Here is a 17,399-nt window from a genome sequence, read left to right as displayed (position 1 = left end):
AATACGATATTATTTCAATTTGCTCAGTTTATCTCCGAATTTTTCGCCAAGCGTAAAGCTTAAGCCTTGGTTATTAAGCGAAACGTTAGGATTGTTCAATTCTTCCTTCAGCGCTTTTTCCGCCTTCGGCGCCGGAGCCGGAGCTTCTTCCGTCTCTTTGATGCTTAAGCTAACGCGTTTGTCGGCAACGTTCAAGTCCAGAATTTTCACTTGAACGGTTTCGCCCTCTTTCAACACTTCGAACGGCGTTGCGATATGGCGATGGGCGATTTGCGAAATATGAACCAAACCTTCCACGCCCGGCGCGATTTCAACGAATGCCCCGAAGTTGACAAGGCGCTTCACTTGGCCGGATACAATATCGCCTACTTTGAATTGCGTTGCCGCCGTATCCCAAGGACCCGGTTGCGCCGCTTTCATGCTTAGGCTGATTTTTCCGTTCGCAGGATCTACTTTGAGCACTTTCACCTTGACGGTTTGGCCTTCTTGTACAACATCCGAAGGTTTGTCGACATGCGTCCAAGCGAGCTCGGAAACGTGCACCAAGCCGTCTACCCCGCCGATATCGACGAATGCGCCGAATTGCGTCAACCGTTGCACCGTGCCTTCGATTTCTTGGCCTTCCTTCAAGCTTGCCATTACTTTTTGCTTATTCGCTTCGAATTCCTCATCGAGCACATCTTTTTGCGATAAAATGACTTTGTTGTTCTCGCGATCCAATTCTTTCACTTTCACGCGAAGAGTACGTCCTTTGTAATCGCTGAAATCTTCTACAAAATGACGCTCTACCATAGAAGCAGGAATAAATCCGCGCACGCCTACGTCAACGACGATTCCGCCTTTGACGACATCAGCGACGACAACCTCGAACACTTCTTGATTGTCGAAACGCGATTGCAGCGCTTCCCATGCGTTCTCGCTATCGATTTGACGTTTGGACAGAATAAGCTTTTCTCTCTCGTCGTCGATGCTTACGACGCGGCATTCGACTTCTTGCCCTACCTGTACCGCATCAGCCGCATTGTCCACTTGAACCGCAGAGAGTTCGCGGACCGGAATCACACCGTCATATTTATATCCAAAGCTTACATACGCTTGGTTGTCGTCGATTTTGACGATCGTTCCTTTCACGGTGTCCCCTTTTTTCAAGGCAACCATATGATCCATTGCCTCTTGATTTTCAGTTTCAACCGTCTCTTGCATTTTCATTTCTTCCGTCATCAGAATAACCTCCTCAATTGAAAACCCCATTTATTTAAACCCGCCCATTGACGAGCGGCGTTCAAAACAAACGTAAAAATAAGTCATAATGAAAAATAATACCTGTAGTATCTTTCCAAAATAGTATTTCATGCGTCTGGCGCAAAAATAAATTAGCGATGCGTTCGAATCAATTCGTTGATGTCCTTCATAATTTTGTCGGTCACTTGCTCAAGCGAAGCGGAAGGATTGTCTTGAAATTCCGATAAATCCACCGGAGGGCCATAAACGATCTTCATTCTACGAAACCATTTGTATTCCCCGCATATCGCCGCCGGAATGACGGCTGCGCCGCTCCGTAACGCAAAGCTTGCCGCGCCTTTCTTACCCATTCCGCCCCCGCGGGTTCCTTCGGGAAAGATGCCCATGACTTTGCCTTCCTTCAATATGCCGAGCGCAGTTCGAATCGATTCCTTGCTTACGCCGCCCCGTTTGACGGGAAATGCGCCTAGCCCCCGGATCAGTTGTCCGAACAGCGGAATTTTGAACAGTTCGGCCTTGGCCATAAAGTGAATGCGCCGTTCCAGAAACACGCCGAGCGTCGGCGGATCCAAGACGCTGATATGGTTTGCGCACAGCAGGACCGGTCCTTCCTTCGGTATATGTTCGACGCCTACCGCCTGAAGCCGAAAGACGAACCTGTAGAATAATCTTAGCAAGGACCTGCAAAAGGAGTATAACATAGTTTACTTCGCTCCATCCGTTTTGGTTCTGCAGTACGAGACAATATGCGCTACGACGTCGTCGATGCTCATCGAAGTCGTATCCAATCGAATTGCGTCGCTTGCGCAAACTAACGGCGAAACGGTTCGCTGTTCATCCAGACGATCGCGTTCGGCGATGTCGCGCTGCAACTGCTCGAGCGAGACGCGATCGCGATCTTCCATTTCCTTGTACCGCCGCAATGCGCGCTCCTCCACACTCGCCGTAAGGAAAAATTTCGCTTCCGCATCCGGCAGCACTTGCGTACCGATGTCCCGTCCGTCCATGACGACTCCTTTGCCGGCTGCCAGCCGGCGCTGCATGTCCACCAGCATTTGTCTCAGCCGCTCGATCTTGGCGTAATGCGACACTTGCCGGTTCACTTCCAAAGAACGAATAAGCTCCGTAACGTCTTCCCCATCCAGCAGCACCTTTTGTTTGTTTCGTTCGGGAACGAGACGGATATCGATTTCGGCCGCTTTCCTTGTGACAAGCTCCGTTTCATCCGGACGAACGCCGTGCCGAATCATATGCAAGGCGACGGCCCGATACATCGCTCCGGTGTCCACGTACACATATTCAAGCGCCAAGGCGACCAGACGCGCTACCGTACTTTTCCCCGCTCCGGCGGGGCCGTCGATGGCAACATTAATTTTACGTTGTTTGGTCACATCTGGCTGTGAGATAGCCAATGGGGTACTCCTCCTTAGCTGTCGTTGCGCCGCAAACTTGCCCTCAATAAAAAAGCAGGCGTTGCCTGCGGACGTGAAAATTATACCACACTGCAGCTAAGGATGCAAAAACTGTTGCGATTCCGGCGAAGGATTGTTGTTCTCGCGCGCGGAACGATACATGACCGGCTTGCCTTCCAGACGGTCGACGGCGGAAATCAATTCCCGCAATGCGGGAATGCGCAGCAGCGCTTGGGCCGCAATCAAGAAACAAACGAAAACGATAACCAAGCGCAGCAGCATCCGCTCGACGCGTCTCGAGAAACGAAGGAACAGGCGAACATAGCGCTCGGAAGCTTTATCCCTCATCATGAGACACCTCCAAGTTTTCCTGTTATTGTAACCGATTTCCTCCGTTTTATGCGCAGCATAAGGCGATCAGTGTTTGCGCATTTGAAATTGCCGCTCGAAGCAGAAGCGAATCAACGTTTGCCGGTCGGTATCCGCAATGTCGGTATATTGCAGCATCACCATCTGCTCGCCGGTCATAAGCCGTTTCAGCCGAACGATTTCCCCCGTAAACGGAATATGGCCGATCGAGCCGTTCTTAAACGTTAGCAACAGCCAGCAAAATAGCGGTTGTTCATTGCGCAGCGACCATTGGCCGTCGCATACGAAAGAGAGGCCTCCTCCGCTTACATCTTTCGTAACGGCGACAAAACGCAGCTGGCCGCTTACTTTGACAGCCACCTCAAGCTCGGCGCCCACGCGCAAATATTTGCGCCTTTGCGCCTTTGCGATCTGTTCCGGAACGGGCTTCCGAATCGAAACCATTCGGATGCCGTCATCTTTGAAACCGATAACGAAGGTGCGAAAAGAATGCTTTACGCCGCTATCATTCACATAATAAGCCGACAGCTTGTCTCCCAAATTCAATTTTTTCAGCTTTCCCGTTTTTTCTTCCAATGGGATTTCGATATAAAGACAATCCTCTTCGGCTTCGGCAATGCGCGCTTTGAATTGTTTCGAAGCTTCTTCGCGATCTCCCGAATCGACTTGAATATATAATATGTCACTTACTTTCGGCAACAATCGCCCCACCTGCCAACCTCTTATTTCTCTCTTGCGACGAATTTGCCCTGATGGCAAATCCCTCCACATTATAACATGCCTGTCCGATATGCGTCATGCGTAATTTATAACCCCCAACCGCATCATCGGACAAAAAAACCGTTCCGCGATTCGGACGCGGAACGGAGCTTTGACGAACAGGTTTATTTTGTGATGGCTTGGGTTCCTGCGGGAGGCGCCGGACGATGCGCCGCGTTTGACATTTTCACTTGCTCGATCATTTCTTCGACGCCCGTATCTCCGTTCAGGTACAACCGGTAAGTCGATCCGTTAATATTGCCGACAAATTCGTAACACAGCACTTCGTCCGAACTATCGTTCTCGATGAGCGCTAACCGGTTGTATTTTTCCTTAAATTCGGGATTCAGCTTTTTGCGGGCTTGTTCCAGGGACAATTTCGGCCGTTTGATCTCGCGCTTCTGCTGCTTCTGATACACGAGATCGCTCGCCTCGAGCCCGGTTACCTCGCCGTTGTCCAGCGCGACGCGAACCGTGACGCGTTCCGGATAGATGACGACGCCGTCCCGATTCCGCGCAAACACGAAATTGCCGATGGAATGAGATTCGTCATAGGAAACGGCTCTCATGTCCGGATATCCGTGGCTCTGCAGAAAATCTTTCGCGTGCCTTTCGGCTTCGCGCGGAGATAAACGCTTCGTCTCAACGGTGCGCGAATTGACGTATGACGTCAACTTGCCGCCTTTTTTCGTATAATCCAGTTGGACCTTGCCGCCGCCTTGATGCTGGGCCGTCGCCGTGTAAGAAGCGTACTCGGTCTTTGCCCCGTTCTCCGTCACTTGAATGTGCGACGGATCGTTTATTCCAAGGAATTCGGCCGCTTTCCTTTTAATTTCTTCGGGGCTGGACGGCGTACCGCTCAATAGTTTGACGGAGCGTTTATTATAGATGCTGGATACGGCCGGCCCCCAGTTAATTTCCGGATATTCGCCGACTTTTTTGTCCACCGTTCTAAAGCCGTCGATAATGGTGTTGTCGAGCTTCTCATTTTCCGAAGCCATCGCGACTTCGACATCCATCCAGCGCAAATTGTTCGCAATGACTTTGGACTGGACTTGCTGCAAGTCTTTCGTAATTTGCCCCGAATTTTTGTACAGCGTTTTTAACGTATTGTACTCATCTTTCGAGAGCGGTTCTTTCGTCAAATCCCGTACCGCCGTCTTATACGAGAAATTGGCTATTCTCGACAGCAAATCTTCCGTTTTGTTGAACGGGAGCAGCGTAAGCGGAAGCTGATTGATTTCGTTTTGCGCCTCGCTCGTCAAGCGCCATACATTGACCAGGCCTTTGCGATGCATGCCTTGCGAAGCGGAACTGACGGCAAGCGTATTGCCCAGTTCGTTATGTAGCTTCTCCATATGGTACGATAAATCGTGAAACGCCCGCTGGTATTGGTTCTCGGCTTTGATAAGAATGGAGTTTTTCTCTTGATGTTCCTGGTATCCCCACACGATCGCACCGATAAAAAATAAGGTGACTATCGGAAACATTACAGCACTTAATCGTTTATACATGGTACAAACGGCCCCTTTCTTCGCTTAACTGCTCTTAGTTTGAGTCGAAGAAGGAAACTTTATGCATGATGTTTCGTTAATCACCTTACAAGTGGTCTTCCTCTATTTCGAAATCGTTCTCGTTGCTGCATAAACATTGTTTGAAGCCGGTTTCTATCCTGCCCTTTTCCCTCTTGCCCCGCAGAACGAAGCGTTCGCCGCATTGCTTGCAACGAATTCGGACCTTCACTCTCATTCGATTCACCTCTATCCAGAAGTATAACCGGATGAGCGCCCGTTTAATCCCGCGCTTCTTCGCGCTTGATCATGCGGAAGGGCGAACGCGCATTTGCGCGCTGAACTTTGCGCATGCCGCGGTACCATAAAAAAATCATAAGCGGAACGATATACCATATCCAATACGTATGCACCGCGACGAGAATATAATCGTATATTCCGTGCCAAAGCAGCGGAACGGCGATCGATAACATCAAAAAGCGCCTCGTCGCGCTTCCTTTGGAGAACTTCGCCTTGCCCATATAGTAGCCCATCATGACGCCGAATAAGGCATGTCCCGAGACAGGCAGCAAAGCGCGAACGAGCACTGTCGCGAACGTAATGTCCGTATTCCAGACATAAAGCAAATTCTCGATAGTCGCAAACCCGAGCGAAACGGCGACCGCGTATACGATGCCGTCATAAGGCTCGTCGAACTCCGTATGATTGTATATGATATGATACAAAACAAACCATTTGACGCATTCTTCCACGCCGGCAGAAACGGCAAAGGAGAAAACGTAAGGGTTATCTCCCCACCACATAATGAGTCCGCGTTGTACGATCATGATCGGCAGTACGATCACAAATCCGAGCAAAAACAGCTTGATGACCATATGCACCGGTTCGGCGTCGTACCGATCCTTTAAATAGAAGTAGGTCAGTAAGGCGAGACCCGGCGCAATCGCTGCCGTCAAAATCGATAACAATGGCACCGAATATTCCCCCCGCTACGATTATTCATGGGATTTAAAGTGGGTGCAGATCACTTCGATGGCATGGGCGGGAATAATCATTTTCCCGTATTCGTCAAGCACCTCCGGCGTGACCGATGTCGCTTCGCCATATTCGGCAAGCAGGGCGATCAGCGCATGGTACTCGCTATTCGCAAGTTCGCCGGGCTCGAGGAATAGGATCCACTTTTCCTTATAGTGGTACAATTTGCCGGTACCTGTAACGCGATCTTTCAGCATATGCGAAAGCTCGATTAGATGCTCGATATCTTGAAAAGCGTATAGAATGGAATCGCTCTGTTCCAGCGTTACTTCCATTTCGTAAACTTCTTCATCCATGTCTTCTTCGTTAATGGCGCCGAACGACGTAGAGTCGTATTTGCCTCGCGTCACGATAACTACCATTCCTTGCGCCGGCAGAGCGAATACCTCTACGGCGAGCGGCCCCGTCGGATCGAAGCCCAATTCGTTATACGCCTGGTCCATCATTTCGCTGAACAATTCATGGACTTTCGGAATTTCGCGCCACATGTCTTCTTTTTGAATACCGCGCTCGGACAAGTCGTCGAACGTAAGGAAAATCCGTATCTTATCGTGACTCAAGCGTTCTATTTTCATGACAGGATCCTCCTTTATTGCATCGTAAGCAACGATAGTTTCACTACAATGGCTTCACCGTAGTTATAACAGATTATGAAGAAGCATATCATATGTTTCTGCATATGGACCTATGAAAACATATTTCCATCTATAGTCATGGATATGGATAGAAATCGTTATAATTATGGTATCATTTATTTTCCTCATTTGCACTATATAAAATATACAAAAAAAGAACCATTTTTCACAACAATAAGTTGTAAAAAACGATTCTTTGTCCCAATTCTAACGATCATTACAACGAAACGCGATTATCTTCTAAGATGGCGTTAACTTCCGCTTTGAGCTCCGGACTTTCCTGGATCATTTCTTCGATATGCTTCGCGTCATGCGCGGAAGCATTCGCCTCCGCATAATGCGGCGCGCTTGCGGCCGTATGCGAACTGTGCTGACTTGAGACGATATGCCCGTTTTTGTTCACCTGGGCGATGACCGCATCCGCCAATCTATTTTTGGCCGTTTCGACCAGATCGTTCATCATATGACCGATTTGGCCGGGCGATACCGCCATCATCCGCCGGTTTTTGGCGAAATACATCGCAGCCGCCGCGCCGACGATGCCGCCAACGAAAAATGCCATTCTCAAGGACGAAAACCTCCTTTTTATGATAAAATCAGTTATAGTGTTCACATGGCATTTGCAACTCATGCGCTTTAAAATTAGGAAACGAACGGAGAATGAATGATGAAAAGAATGTTACTCGTTGCGTTAATCGGCTTCACATTACTGCTTGGAGCATGCGGCCGCGGGCAGGCCGATAACGGCGCGGCGGACGAAGGGCAGACCGCTCCCGTACATACGTCGAGCGAACAGACGCCGCCATCGGATACGGAGCAAACCGGCACAGAGGCGGCGTCCGGCGAACCGGCGGAGGAAGCCGAAGAACTTCCGGTCGACAAGCTGTACCATATGAACAAGGTGTACAATATTGTGCCGAATGACGAAGGAACCGAGAAGAAAGTCGTGCTGCTCACGTTCGACGACGGCCCGAAGGATCGCGACATGATCGAGGGACTGATCGACACGCTGGACAAGCATAACGCGAAGGCGATTTTTTTCGTTAACGGCTACCGGGTCAAGCAAAATCCCGAGCTGTTGCAATTGATCCACGACCGCGGCCAAATAATCGGAAACCACAGCTGGGACCATATTAATTTGAAAAAGGAATCGAATGACAGCATTAAAAAGCAAATTGAGGATGTCCAGCAAATCGTCGAGGATACGATCGGGGAAAGACCGTTGTTCTTTCGTCCGCCGTTCGGTTCCGGCAACGACGAAGTCCGCCGTGTCGTCAAAGATAACGGCATGTTGTATATGACATGGTCGAACGGCTCGCTCGATTGGGATTCCAAAAATAAGAACAAGCCCGAAGAGGTCATTAAAAACGTATTGGAGCAGCTCCATCCGGGCAGCAATATATTGATGCATGAATTGCCTTGGACGGTCGAGGCGTTGGACGAAATGCTCACGAAGCTTGAAGAGAAGGAGTATACTTTCGTCGATCCGCGGTCGATCGATTTTGACAAAAGCGAAGTTTAACGGGTTGGAGCCGGCCGTTTGGCGCTGCGCAGCGTAATCAGATTGATTTCCGCGGGACATTGGAAGCGAATCGGCAATCTTGACGTGCCGAAGCCGCGGCTGACGAACAATTTGGTCTTGTATTTGCTTCCGTTCACCATGCGGTCCGATTCGTACAAGCCGGCGGAATATCGGCGGTAGACCGCATCCGTGAATAGCGGTCCAAGACCGGGGACGCAAATTTGCCCGCCATGCGTATGGCCGGCAAGAACCAAATCGGCTTGCTCGTCGCCGAGCCGCAGCATAATCGCCGGATCGTGCGCGAGCAGCAGCGTGCAGGCAGAGGACGGCTCCGTTTCGCTAAAGGCGAGGCGCAGTTGATCCCTGCCGGTATGCGGATCGTCCACCCCGACAAGCCGGAGTTCGGCTCCCTCCTTCTCGAATCGAACCGACTCGTTGTCAAGCACCTTGACGCCGCATTCCTGGACAACCGCGTCCAGGCGGCGGTAATCGGTCTTGTAATCGTGATTGCCGTGTACGGCATATGCCGGCCCTAACGAGCGGAGCCGTTCCATATTGGCGCGCGTTCGTTCCAGCGGCACTCCCCTCTCCGTCATATCGCCGCCGATCAAGACCAACTCCACCGGATAGCGCGAGCGAATGTCCGCAACGAGCGTTTCCGGAACGATGCGGCGATGGAGATCGGACACGAACAAGATGACCGTGCCGTCCCAAGAAGCGGGCAGTCTCTCCAATTCCACCGTCAATTCTTCCACGCGCGTACGCTGCGCTTCCCGCGCCATGATAACAATCAGAATTGCTATTGCTATTGCCGCCAAACCAGCCGCGATCGCCATTCTATCCCTCCCCTATTCCCCCATTGGAAATCTTCTTCCCCAGATCAGCAAGCCGATCAACAATAAAATAAACATTCCAATCAATGTGTTATAAAATATTTTGGTGAGCTTGCCTTTATTCGAAGGATGCTGCTCCTTGCGCGAAGGCAGAGTTTGTTCGGCGTTCGCTTGATCCTCCCGCTCTTGCCGGCCTTTCTTTTTATTGCCGTAACGTTCCATTCTGCTTAAAGATTTGCTCATGACTCCCTCCGAAAACGAATAACTAGCCCCATCACCAGGTCGACTACAAAGTGGGTAACAATCGGCGCCCAAAGCGTTCCCGTCTGGATATAAATCCAACCTAATCCGTAACTTATTGCAAACACCAATCCCGTCGGGATCCAATGGCGCAAATATCTGACATGGATGAGCGCAAACAAAATGCTCGTCCAATAAGGACCGAACGCGTGCTGCACCGCACCGCGAAACAACAATTCTTCGCACACGGCCACAATTGCGGCAATGACGACGATATGCCACACGGGACGCTTGCGGAACAGCATCTCGTTAATGCCGCCGTCATCCATCGATTCGTCGGTCACGAATCTGGAGACGAGCATATCCGCCGCAAGGACGACGGCGGCAAGGCCGAGCCCCCAAGCAAGAAATTGCGGCGTTTCAGGCCATGAAAGCAAATGAAGCGGATTGCGGCGCTGTAAAATAATCCATAACAAACCGATAAATAATGTTAGGCCTTGCGTAATGTATAGATTGACCAGAAGCAATCGATCGTTTAAATCTTTCGCCTCCACTTTTTTAATTTTGAAATTTCGAAAGTTAAATTTTTTCATGGTTGTCCTGCCTGTTCGAAGTATTGTATTCTAAATTCAAAAAATATGATAGAAGGAGAGCAACATACAATGGAGAAACGACCTTCGCGAATCGAATTTTTGTTTAGTCTCGGCTTTATTTTTATGCTAATATGCGCTGTCGGGGCCTTCTTCTACGGGGTAAAAGTAGGCACGGATCGCACGGAGGCGAAATATGCCGAAAAAAATTCGGTCGCAGCCGCTCCCCACAAAGACGCTACATATTCGCAGCAAGATCTGGTTACATTCTATCATACCGTACTGTTGCCGTTTCGGGATTTTCAGAAACAATGGTTCGATACGCTCGACACGTTCGGAACCGACGCTTCGACCGATCAAGCTGCCGCTTTGAAAGCATTGCGCAAAACGGCGCAAAAGCAATACGGAATCGCGAACCAACAATCGATGACCAATGCGGCCCCGCTGCTGCAAGAGGCGCAGACGAACTACTTAAAAAGCTTGAAATTGTTCGATGACGGAATCGGCAACCTGGTGAACAAAGCCAACACGCTGCCAAGCACCGTATTGATCGCCGAATTGGAAAAGGACAATTATATTAAAAATGCCGTCTCGTTCGCGCTTCAAGGGCAACAACAATATTACGACACGATTTTAAAATGGGGCTCGAGGATGCAAAGCGATATTCCCGGACAATTGGAAGCCAAATCGAATGTTTCCTTCGCCGAATGGAAAAGCTATCCGTTAACGGTGAAAAATCGCATCATTACGGATATGCTGCTTGCCGGGCAAAGTTTCAAACCGTTCTATCCGCATGATCTTACGGCGAAAACCGATCAAATGATTGCAAGCGGCGGAGCCGACAAATTGAAATTGCAAACGATAGACGACGTTGTCAACTTGTTGTTAAGCACCGATGCCGTCCGTTTCGACGACTTTTTGAAGCAGAAGAACAAGCAATACGACGGGGAATTGTTGCCGCAGCTGCCGTTTTTCTACGAATAAATGCAAAAATCGCATCATGGATATACGTATTTGCATCATATCGAAAAAACGAATTTTGATCAAGCGAATGCGGCGTTTTCACTTGCCAATCGGTTGTTCGTTGCTATAAAATAGTAGAGGTTAGGTCGATAATCATATAAACCCGCTCGGAATTATATGATTCAATGTAAAGGAGGAGCAACCACATGTCTAATTTAATTGTTGACGCATTCATTGAAATTCCGACAGGCAGCCAAAACAAATACGAATTCGACAAAGAAAAAGGCGCCTACGTTCTGGACCGTGTTCTTTATTCGCCGATGCACTACCCTACCGAATACGGTTATTTGGACGGCACTCTCGCTTTGGACGGGGATCCGCTCGATATTTTGGTGTTAACTTCGTTTCCGACGTTCCCGGGCTGCGTGATCGAGTCCCGCGTCATCGGCGTTCTGATCATGTCCGACGATAAAGGTCAAGACGAGAAGCTGCTGGCCGTTCCGACGAAAGATCCGCGATTCAAAGATGTCAATTCGCTGAATGACGTGCCGGAACATAAACTGAAAGAAATCGCGCACTTCTTCCAAGTGTATAAAGATTTGGAAAACAAGAAAACCGAAATCGAAGGTTGGAAAGATGCGGATTTCGCCAAAAATCTTTATGAAGAATGTGTGAAAAGAGCTGGTGGCAATCAATAATTGTATTGACACCGATTTTGCGTCGTGATACATTATGGAAAATATATGCGTTAGATGCGATGAAGGAACAATGGCCCAAGCGATCAACCTGCAGAGAGCCGGTGGCGGGTGAAAACCGGCGGAGACGTTTGGCGTTAACAGCACTCCTGAGCAGCTGTATTGAACCGATAGTAGGTACAGCCGGCAGAAACCGTTATCGTTCATGGTCGTAAGACCGGTGAGGTTATACTTGTTGACAGTATAACGAATTAGGGTGGCACCACGAAATAAACTCTCGTCCCTTACCTGCGCAAGCAGTATGCGGATCGAGGGTTTTTATATTTTAAAACTTTTAGGAGGAGTAACCATGTTTAAAGTGTTAGTATCCGATCCGATCAGCGATATGGGAATTCAGCAGCTGATGGACGCTCCGGATGTGCAGGTCGATAAAAAGACGGGCCTGAGCGAGGACGAACTCATCGCCATTATTCCCGAATACGACGCGCTGCTCGTTCGCAGCCAAACGAGAGTGACCGAGAAGATTATGACCGCCGGCAAACAGTTAAAAGTTGTGGGACGAGCCGGAGTCGGCGTCGACAACATCGATTTGGAAGCCGCCACGAAGCGCGGCATTATCGTCATTAACGCTCCCGACGGCAATACGATTACGACTTGCGAGCATACGTTTGCAATGATGATGGCGCTGGCCCGCCATATTCCGCAAGCGTACGTGAAAACGATCAACGGGGATTGGGACCGTAAATCGTTCCTCGGCGTAGAGTTGCGCAACAAAACGCTGGGCGTGCTCGGCATGGGACGGATCGGCAGCGAAGTGGCGAAACGGGCGAAAGCGTTCGGCATGAACATTCTGGGCTACGATCCGTTCCTGACGGAAGAACGCGCCGAGAAGCTGGGCGTGACGATGGCTTCCGTGGAGGATATCGTGCGCAACGCCGATTTCATGACGGTCCATACGCCGCTGACGCAGGAGACGCGGCATATGATTTCCCGCCCGCAATTCGAAATGATGAAGAAAGGAATGCGGGTCATCAACTGCGCGCGCGGCGGCGTCGTCGACGAAACGGCGCTGATTGAAGCGATCGATCAAGGAATCGTTGCCGGAGCGGCGTTCGACGTGTTCGAGGAAGAGCCGCCCCGGGCCGACCATCCGTTCTTGAATCATCCGAAAGTGATCGTTACGCCGCATCTCGGCGCATCCACCGTCGAAGCCCAAGAAAATGTGGCGATCGACGTATCGGAACAAGTGCTTCACATATTGCGGAACGAACCGTACAAAAATGCGGTCAATATGCCGTCCGTACCGGCAAGCGTGCTGAGCAAGCTGCAAGGATATTTCAAATTGGGCGAGCAGCTCGGCAGCTTCGTCTCTCAAATGACGGAAGGCGCCATTCAGGAAGTGGTTGTCAGCTATGCCGGCGATCTGTCCGAAGTGGATACGCAGCCTTTAAACCGCTATATTCTGAAGGGCGTTCTTGAATACCATCTCGGCAACGATGTGAACGTCGTCAATTCGATGCATCTTGCCAAAGTGCGCGATGTGAACGTCGTCGTGCAAAAATCGTCAAAGACGAAAGGTTTTACCAACTTGATTACTGTCACGCTCAAAACGAAAAAAGAAGAACGGACCGTTGCCGGTACGCTCTTGCATGGATACGGCGAACGGATCGTCCAAATCAATCAATATCCGGTCGATCTCGCTCCGGAAGGACATCTCGTTCTCATTCGCCATAACGATAAACCGGGCATGATCGGACATGTCGGCACGCTGCTCGGCAACAATGACGTCAACATCGCTTCCATGCAGGTCGGCCGCGCCAACGTAGGCGGAGACGCGATTATGCTGCTGGGCGTCGATAAGGAAGTTCCGAAAGACGTGCTCGCCAGCTTGACACAGCTGCAAGGCATTAACGCCGCCAAAGAAATTACGTTGTAAAACATAGGTGAAACCGCCGGAGGGATACGCTCCGGCGGTTTTTGTATACTTGGCAGGCTTCAGGCTTATGAATAGCTCCGAAAACTACCGTTAATTTCCGCATTTTCCCGGCTAATCTTTGATTAGATAGAAAAACCGGAGCTATTTTCTTGCGACGCTCATTTTCTTGGAGCATTCTCAATATTAACTCCAGTAAATACCGTTACTTGATGCGCTACCGCCCATATGAGCAATTTAACTCCAGTAATACCGCTAATTAAACGTCTGCCGCAATGCGAAAAACGCGTAAAACGCGGCGGCTGCGAGAGTTTACGCAGCCGCCTATTCCACCCGTTCATTGCGATCGGTTACGCAGCCATTCCTCGATCAGCTCTTGCTCCCGTTCCCGCGGCAAGCCGACGCGCAGGGCCGGAACATCCGCCCTTCCCGTCCGCTCGAGCCAATGCAGCGTATCTTCAATCGTGCGGGACAGCGGACGGAACGCGAGGCCCTCCCGCAGCGCCTTCTCGCATGATATGCGATAAAAGCCGGCATGCAACGCTTCCGATTCGGGCAGCCATAATGGAAAATCGCTAAACGGCAACACATTCCGCTCCAATAAAAACGAATCGTCGATCCAGACGAATTCCGCAGCGCTTCCGGCGACTTCGCGCGCCGTTTCCGCCAGCCGGCCCATCGTCAGCGGAGCGTCGCCGAGTCCGACGGCATTATAGACGCCTGCGGCCCGCTGCTCCGCCATACGAACGATCCATTCCGCCAAATCGCGCACATCGATGATTTGAATGACTTTATCCTTCTTCCCCGGGATCAGCGTCCTTCCGCCTTGACGGATGCGCCAAGGCCAATAAGTAAACCGGTCCGTTCGATCATCCGGGCCGACGATCAGTCCCGGACGAACCGTCAGAACGCGCCCGGGCAGCTTCTCCTCCAATACTCGTTCGCACAACGCCTTGAGCGGCCCGTAGGTCTCTCCATCTACCTGTTCCGTCGAGTCGTCGTCCAATGTGCCTGCCGGATATCGTTCGTCGATTGAAGCGGCGGCGAAATCGCGGTACACCGATATCGAAGAAACGAATATGTACCGTTCGACCGCGTCCCGGAGCAACTCGGCCGATTGACCGGCAATGCGCGGCACATACGCCGAAGGATCGATGACCGCATCCCAGCTTCGCCCGCGGAGCGCATCCAAACCGTTGTCGCGGTCTCCCGTCAGCTTCTCGACGCCCGGGAATAAATCCGCGTTCGTCTGCCCGCGATTAAACATTGTCACTTCATGGCCCTTGTCCAATGCGGCTTGAACGATATGCTTGCCTACAAAGACGGTGCCGCCCAGCACTAATAGTTTCATGGCCCAGCCTCCCCCGCTTTTAATTCATGAATCCATTATAACCTATTCCTCTGTTCCACGAACAACAAGATTAATCTTGTTCTTTCAGCAAAAAAACACTCTCTAATCGAGAGTGTTTGCGGTTTAGCCTTGCTTTTCGACAGGAAGTTTGACGGTGAATGTCGTACCTTTCCCGACGGTGCTGTCTACGGAGATCGTGCCGTTATGCGCTTCGACGATATTCCTCACGATCGCGAGGCCAAGTCCCGTCCCGCCGCTCAATTCGCGCTTTCGCGCTTTATCGGCCTTGTAGAAGCGCTCGAAGATGAACGGCAAATCTTCGGAAGGAATGCCCTGCCCTTCATCGGATACTTTCAACACGATTACCGGTCCGCTGCTCGTCGTCTCGCGATCGGCCGTCATCCGGATTTGCACCCCGCCGGACGTATGCCGGAACGCATTGTCCAGCAGATTGGTCAACACTTGCTCCAGACGATCTTCATCCGCCGCCATTAACGTTAAATCTTCCGCCCGCCGGTCGTAGTGCAGCATAATGTCCCGCTCTTTGGCGAGTACGGTAAACTTGCGGTAGACGCGCGTCAGCAATTGCTCCACATCCACCTTGTCGTGCTTCATTTCCATATGTCCCGCTTCCATGCGCGCCAAATCGAGCAAATCTTTCACAAGCCTGCCCATGCGCAGCGACTCGTCATAAATGACCTGCACCATTTCCCGGCGCTCTTCCGGCGTTGCCGCGATATCGTCCAGCAGCGCTTCGCTGTATCCTTGCAGCATAGACAGCGGCGTCCGAATTTCATGCGACACATTGGCCAAGAAATCTTTGCGCAGCTTCTCCATCCGAACCTCTTCGGTCACGTTCCGCAGGACGGCGACCACCCCGCGCACCGCGTTGAGCGAATGGAGAGGCGCGAGGGATACCGACCATACTTCCTGTTTCACATGAACTTTGGTGCTGATGTCGCGCCCTTGCTCAAGCACGGTCCGGAACAGCGCGTACATCGGTTCGGGCACTTGCATCGCCGGCTTGCGGACATCGTTCTCCTGCGATTCATGCCAATCGATGACGTTCCACGTTTGCAAAATGGCCTCTCCCGGCGGATTCGCCGATATCATCTGCCCTTCCGCGTCAAAGGTAATGACCGCGTCCGTCATGCTGCGCAAAACGCTGGACAGATGTTCTTTCTCATGATTCAAATCCTGAATCGTAATTTTCAGCTCGCCGGCCATATGATTGAACGTTTTCGCCAATTCTCCGATTTCATCCGTCGACCGGGTCGCCACATGCGCCTCATAATTCCCGTTACGGATCAAGTCCGCCGCCTTCTTGATGGAGCGCAAAGGCTGCGTTATTTTGTAGAACAAGAAAAATGCGAAAAACGTCGTCAATAAAAACCCGCTGATCCCGGTGTAAATAAACATTTTTTTGATCCCTGGCGCATTGCTGTAATGGAAGTCGATATAATTCAATAAATAGACGCCCACGATCAACAGCACAAACGCAACGAGACCGATAATCGTCATCCACAGCTTGCCGACTACGCTTCTCCAAAACGACACGTTATTTCGGCACCTCTAACTTGTAGCCTACGCCCCAAACGGTTGTAATCATCGCTGCGGATTCCGGGGATACTTTATTCAATTTTTCGCGCAACCGTTTCACATGCGTATCGACCGTGCGCAGATCGCCGAAAAACTCGTAATTCCAAACGTCCTTCAACAATTCTTCGCGCGAAAATACTTTATCGGGCGATACGGCCAAGTAATGAAGCAGCTCGTATTCTTTCGGCGTCAATCCGACTTCATGCCCTCCCGCCGTTACGCGGTGAGCGTCATGCTCGATCAACAGATGCGGAAAAACGATATTGTTGCTGGAATTCGTTTCTTTGGACAAGTAGGCCGTTGCGGAAGAACGCCTCAATATCGCTTTCACGCGATAGATGACTTCCCGCGGACTAAACGGCTTTACGACGTAATCGTCGGCCCCTACCTCGAACCCTTGAACCCGGTTGATTTCTTCCCCTTTGGCGGTCAGCATCAACACCGGCGTCGCCTTGGATTGGCGCAGGCGGAGGCATACTTCGACCCCGTCAATTCCCGGCAGCATCACGTCAAGCAGAATCAAATCGTAATCGTTGTTCAGCGCTTTTTGCAGCGCCGTTTCGCCGTCTTCCGCTTCTTCAATCTGGTATCCTTCTTTTTCCAAATACATTTTCAACAGCCGCCGAATCCGTTCTTCGTCGTCGACGACCAAAATGCGATGATTTAGATCTGCCATATGCTAAACAACCCTTTCTTACTGAAAGTTATGT

The 17,399-nt window shown here is 50.7% G+C and carries 19 protein-coding genes and 1 other annotated feature; of the genes, 4 read left to right on the top strand and 15 right to left on the bottom strand.

Annotated features, from left to right (window positions below; all coding sequences use genetic code 11):
- Window positions 1–9: 9 nt before the first annotated feature.
- From rpsA to LQ229_RS05910, 9 genes are all read right to left on the bottom strand, one after another.
- Window positions 10–1,221 carry a 30S ribosomal protein S1 gene (rpsA, locus tag LQ229_RS05950; RefSeq protein WP_230191171.1) on the bottom strand — a complete coding sequence of 404 codons (1,212 nt, stop codon included), beginning with the start codon at window positions 1,219–1,221 and terminating at the stop codon, window positions 10–12.
- Between the two features lie 152 nt (window positions 1,222–1,373).
- Entirely contained in the window at window positions 1,374–1,943 is a 570-nt protein-coding gene (locus LQ229_RS05945) for a lysophospholipid acyltransferase family protein (RefSeq protein WP_230191170.1), read from the bottom strand.
- Between the two features lie 3 nt (window positions 1,944–1,946).
- The gene (gene cmk / locus LQ229_RS05940; RefSeq protein WP_216539792.1) at window positions 1,947–2,648 is read right to left on the bottom strand and encodes a (d)CMP kinase; all 702 of its coding nucleotides are present in this window, start codon (window positions 2,646–2,648) and stop codon (window positions 1,947–1,949) included.
- Between the two features lie 102 nt (window positions 2,649–2,750).
- Window positions 2,751–3,005, bottom strand: coding sequence for a DUF5359 family protein (locus tag LQ229_RS05935; protein WP_216539711.1), 255 nt, complete (start codon window positions 3,003–3,005; stop codon window positions 2,751–2,753).
- Between the two features lie 66 nt (window positions 3,006–3,071).
- Window positions 3,072–3,722, bottom strand: coding sequence for a PilZ domain-containing protein (locus LQ229_RS05930; protein WP_356709760.1), 651 nt, complete (start codon window positions 3,720–3,722; stop codon window positions 3,072–3,074).
- Window positions 3,723–3,907: 185 nt separating this feature from the next.
- The gene (gene ypeB, locus LQ229_RS05925; RefSeq protein WP_216539876.1) at window positions 3,908–5,296 is read right to left on the bottom strand and encodes a germination protein YpeB; all 1,389 of its coding nucleotides are present in this window, start codon (window positions 5,294–5,296) and stop codon (window positions 3,908–3,910) included.
- A 278-nt stretch (window positions 5,297–5,574) separates the two neighbouring features.
- Window positions 5,575–6,267 carry a glutamic-type intramembrane protease PrsW gene (prsW, locus tag LQ229_RS05920; RefSeq protein ID WP_230191169.1) on the bottom strand — a complete coding sequence of 231 codons (693 nt, stop codon included), beginning with the start codon at window positions 6,265–6,267 and terminating at the stop codon, window positions 5,575–5,577.
- A 21-nt stretch (window positions 6,268–6,288) separates the two neighbouring features.
- A complete protein-coding gene (locus LQ229_RS05915; RefSeq protein ID WP_216539873.1) occupies window positions 6,289–6,903 on the bottom strand; it encodes a genetic competence negative regulator in 615 nt (204 codons plus the stop codon).
- A gap of 277 nt (window positions 6,904–7,180) precedes the next feature.
- Complete coding sequence (locus tag LQ229_RS05910) at window positions 7,181–7,531, bottom strand: hypothetical protein (RefSeq protein ID WP_230191168.1); 351 nt, start codon at window positions 7,529–7,531, stop codon at window positions 7,181–7,183.
- A 99-nt stretch (window positions 7,532–7,630) separates the two neighbouring features.
- On the opposite strand from LQ229_RS05910, the gene LQ229_RS05905 reads away from it, so the two are divergent.
- Entirely contained in the window at window positions 7,631–8,485 is an 855-nt protein-coding gene (locus LQ229_RS05905; RefSeq protein ID WP_230191167.1) for a polysaccharide deacetylase family protein, read from the top strand.
- On the opposite strand, the gene LQ229_RS05900 is transcribed toward LQ229_RS05905, so the two are convergent.
- The 3 genes from LQ229_RS05900 to LQ229_RS05890 are packed head-to-tail and all read right to left on the bottom strand — an operon-like array spanning window position 8,482 to window position 10,151.
- Window positions 8,482–9,321, bottom strand: coding sequence for a metallophosphoesterase (locus LQ229_RS05900; protein ID WP_230191166.1), 840 nt, complete (start codon window positions 9,319–9,321; stop codon window positions 8,482–8,484). The genes LQ229_RS05905 and LQ229_RS05900 overlap by 4 nt on opposite strands.
- Window positions 9,322–9,333: 12 nt before the next feature.
- A complete protein-coding gene (locus tag LQ229_RS05895) occupies window positions 9,334–9,561 on the bottom strand; it encodes a hypothetical protein (RefSeq protein WP_216539870.1) in 228 nt (75 codons plus the stop codon).
- A complete protein-coding gene (locus tag LQ229_RS05890) occupies window positions 9,558–10,151 on the bottom strand; it encodes a type II CAAX endopeptidase family protein (RefSeq protein WP_216539869.1) in 594 nt (197 codons plus the stop codon). The genes LQ229_RS05895 and LQ229_RS05890 overlap by 4 nt, the downstream gene beginning before the upstream one ends.
- 69 nt (window positions 10,152–10,220) lie before the next feature.
- Between LQ229_RS05890 and LQ229_RS05885 the strand changes: the two genes are divergently transcribed.
- The 3 genes from LQ229_RS05885 (at window position 10,221) to serA (ending at window position 13,742) form a co-directional block, all read left to right on the top strand.
- Window positions 10,221–11,132, top strand: coding sequence for a hypothetical protein (locus LQ229_RS05885; protein ID WP_216539868.1), 912 nt, complete (start codon window positions 10,221–10,223; stop codon window positions 11,130–11,132).
- Between the two features lie 185 nt (window positions 11,133–11,317).
- Window positions 11,318–11,809, top strand: a complete 492-nt coding sequence (locus tag LQ229_RS05880; RefSeq protein WP_216539867.1) for an inorganic diphosphatase — start codon at window positions 11,318–11,320, stop codon at window positions 11,807–11,809.
- A gap of 50 nt (window positions 11,810–11,859) precedes the next feature.
- Window positions 11,860–12,094 (top strand) — a binding site (T-box leader).
- Window positions 12,095–12,155: 61 nt separating this feature from the next.
- Window positions 12,156–13,742: a phosphoglycerate dehydrogenase gene (gene serA / locus LQ229_RS05875; protein ID WP_216539866.1), complete on the top strand. Its 1,587-nt coding sequence runs from the start codon at window positions 12,156–12,158 to the stop codon at window positions 13,740–13,742.
- Window positions 13,743–14,076: 334 nt separating this feature from the next.
- Here the strand turns inward: serA and LQ229_RS05870 are convergent, their stop codons facing one another.
- The 3 genes from LQ229_RS05870 to LQ229_RS05860 all read right to left on the bottom strand — a co-directional run bounded on the left by LQ229_RS05870 (window position 14,077) and on the right by LQ229_RS05860 (window position 17,365).
- The gene (locus tag LQ229_RS05870) at window positions 14,077–15,090 is read right to left on the bottom strand and encodes an SDR family oxidoreductase (protein WP_230191165.1); all 1,014 of its coding nucleotides are present in this window, start codon (window positions 15,088–15,090) and stop codon (window positions 14,077–14,079) included.
- Window positions 15,091–15,213: 123 nt separating this feature from the next.
- On the bottom strand, window positions 15,214–16,647 hold the full coding sequence (locus LQ229_RS05865) for an ATP-binding protein (protein ID WP_216539864.1): 1,434 nt from the start codon (window positions 16,645–16,647) through the stop codon (window positions 15,214–15,216).
- 1 nt (window position 16,648) lies between these two features.
- Window positions 16,649–17,365, bottom strand: a complete 717-nt coding sequence (locus LQ229_RS05860) for a response regulator transcription factor (RefSeq protein WP_216539863.1) — start codon at window positions 17,363–17,365, stop codon at window positions 16,649–16,651.
- Window positions 17,366–17,399 lie beyond the last annotated feature (34 nt).

It is taken from the genome of Paenibacillus sp. CECT 9249 (genome assembly GCF_918697855.1).
Classification (GTDB): domain Bacteria; phylum Bacillota; class Bacilli; order Paenibacillales; family Paenibacillaceae; genus MSJ-34.
The sequence above is the reverse complement of the archived record's forward strand: the minus strand, read 5'-3'. Positions and strand labels throughout refer to the sequence as shown.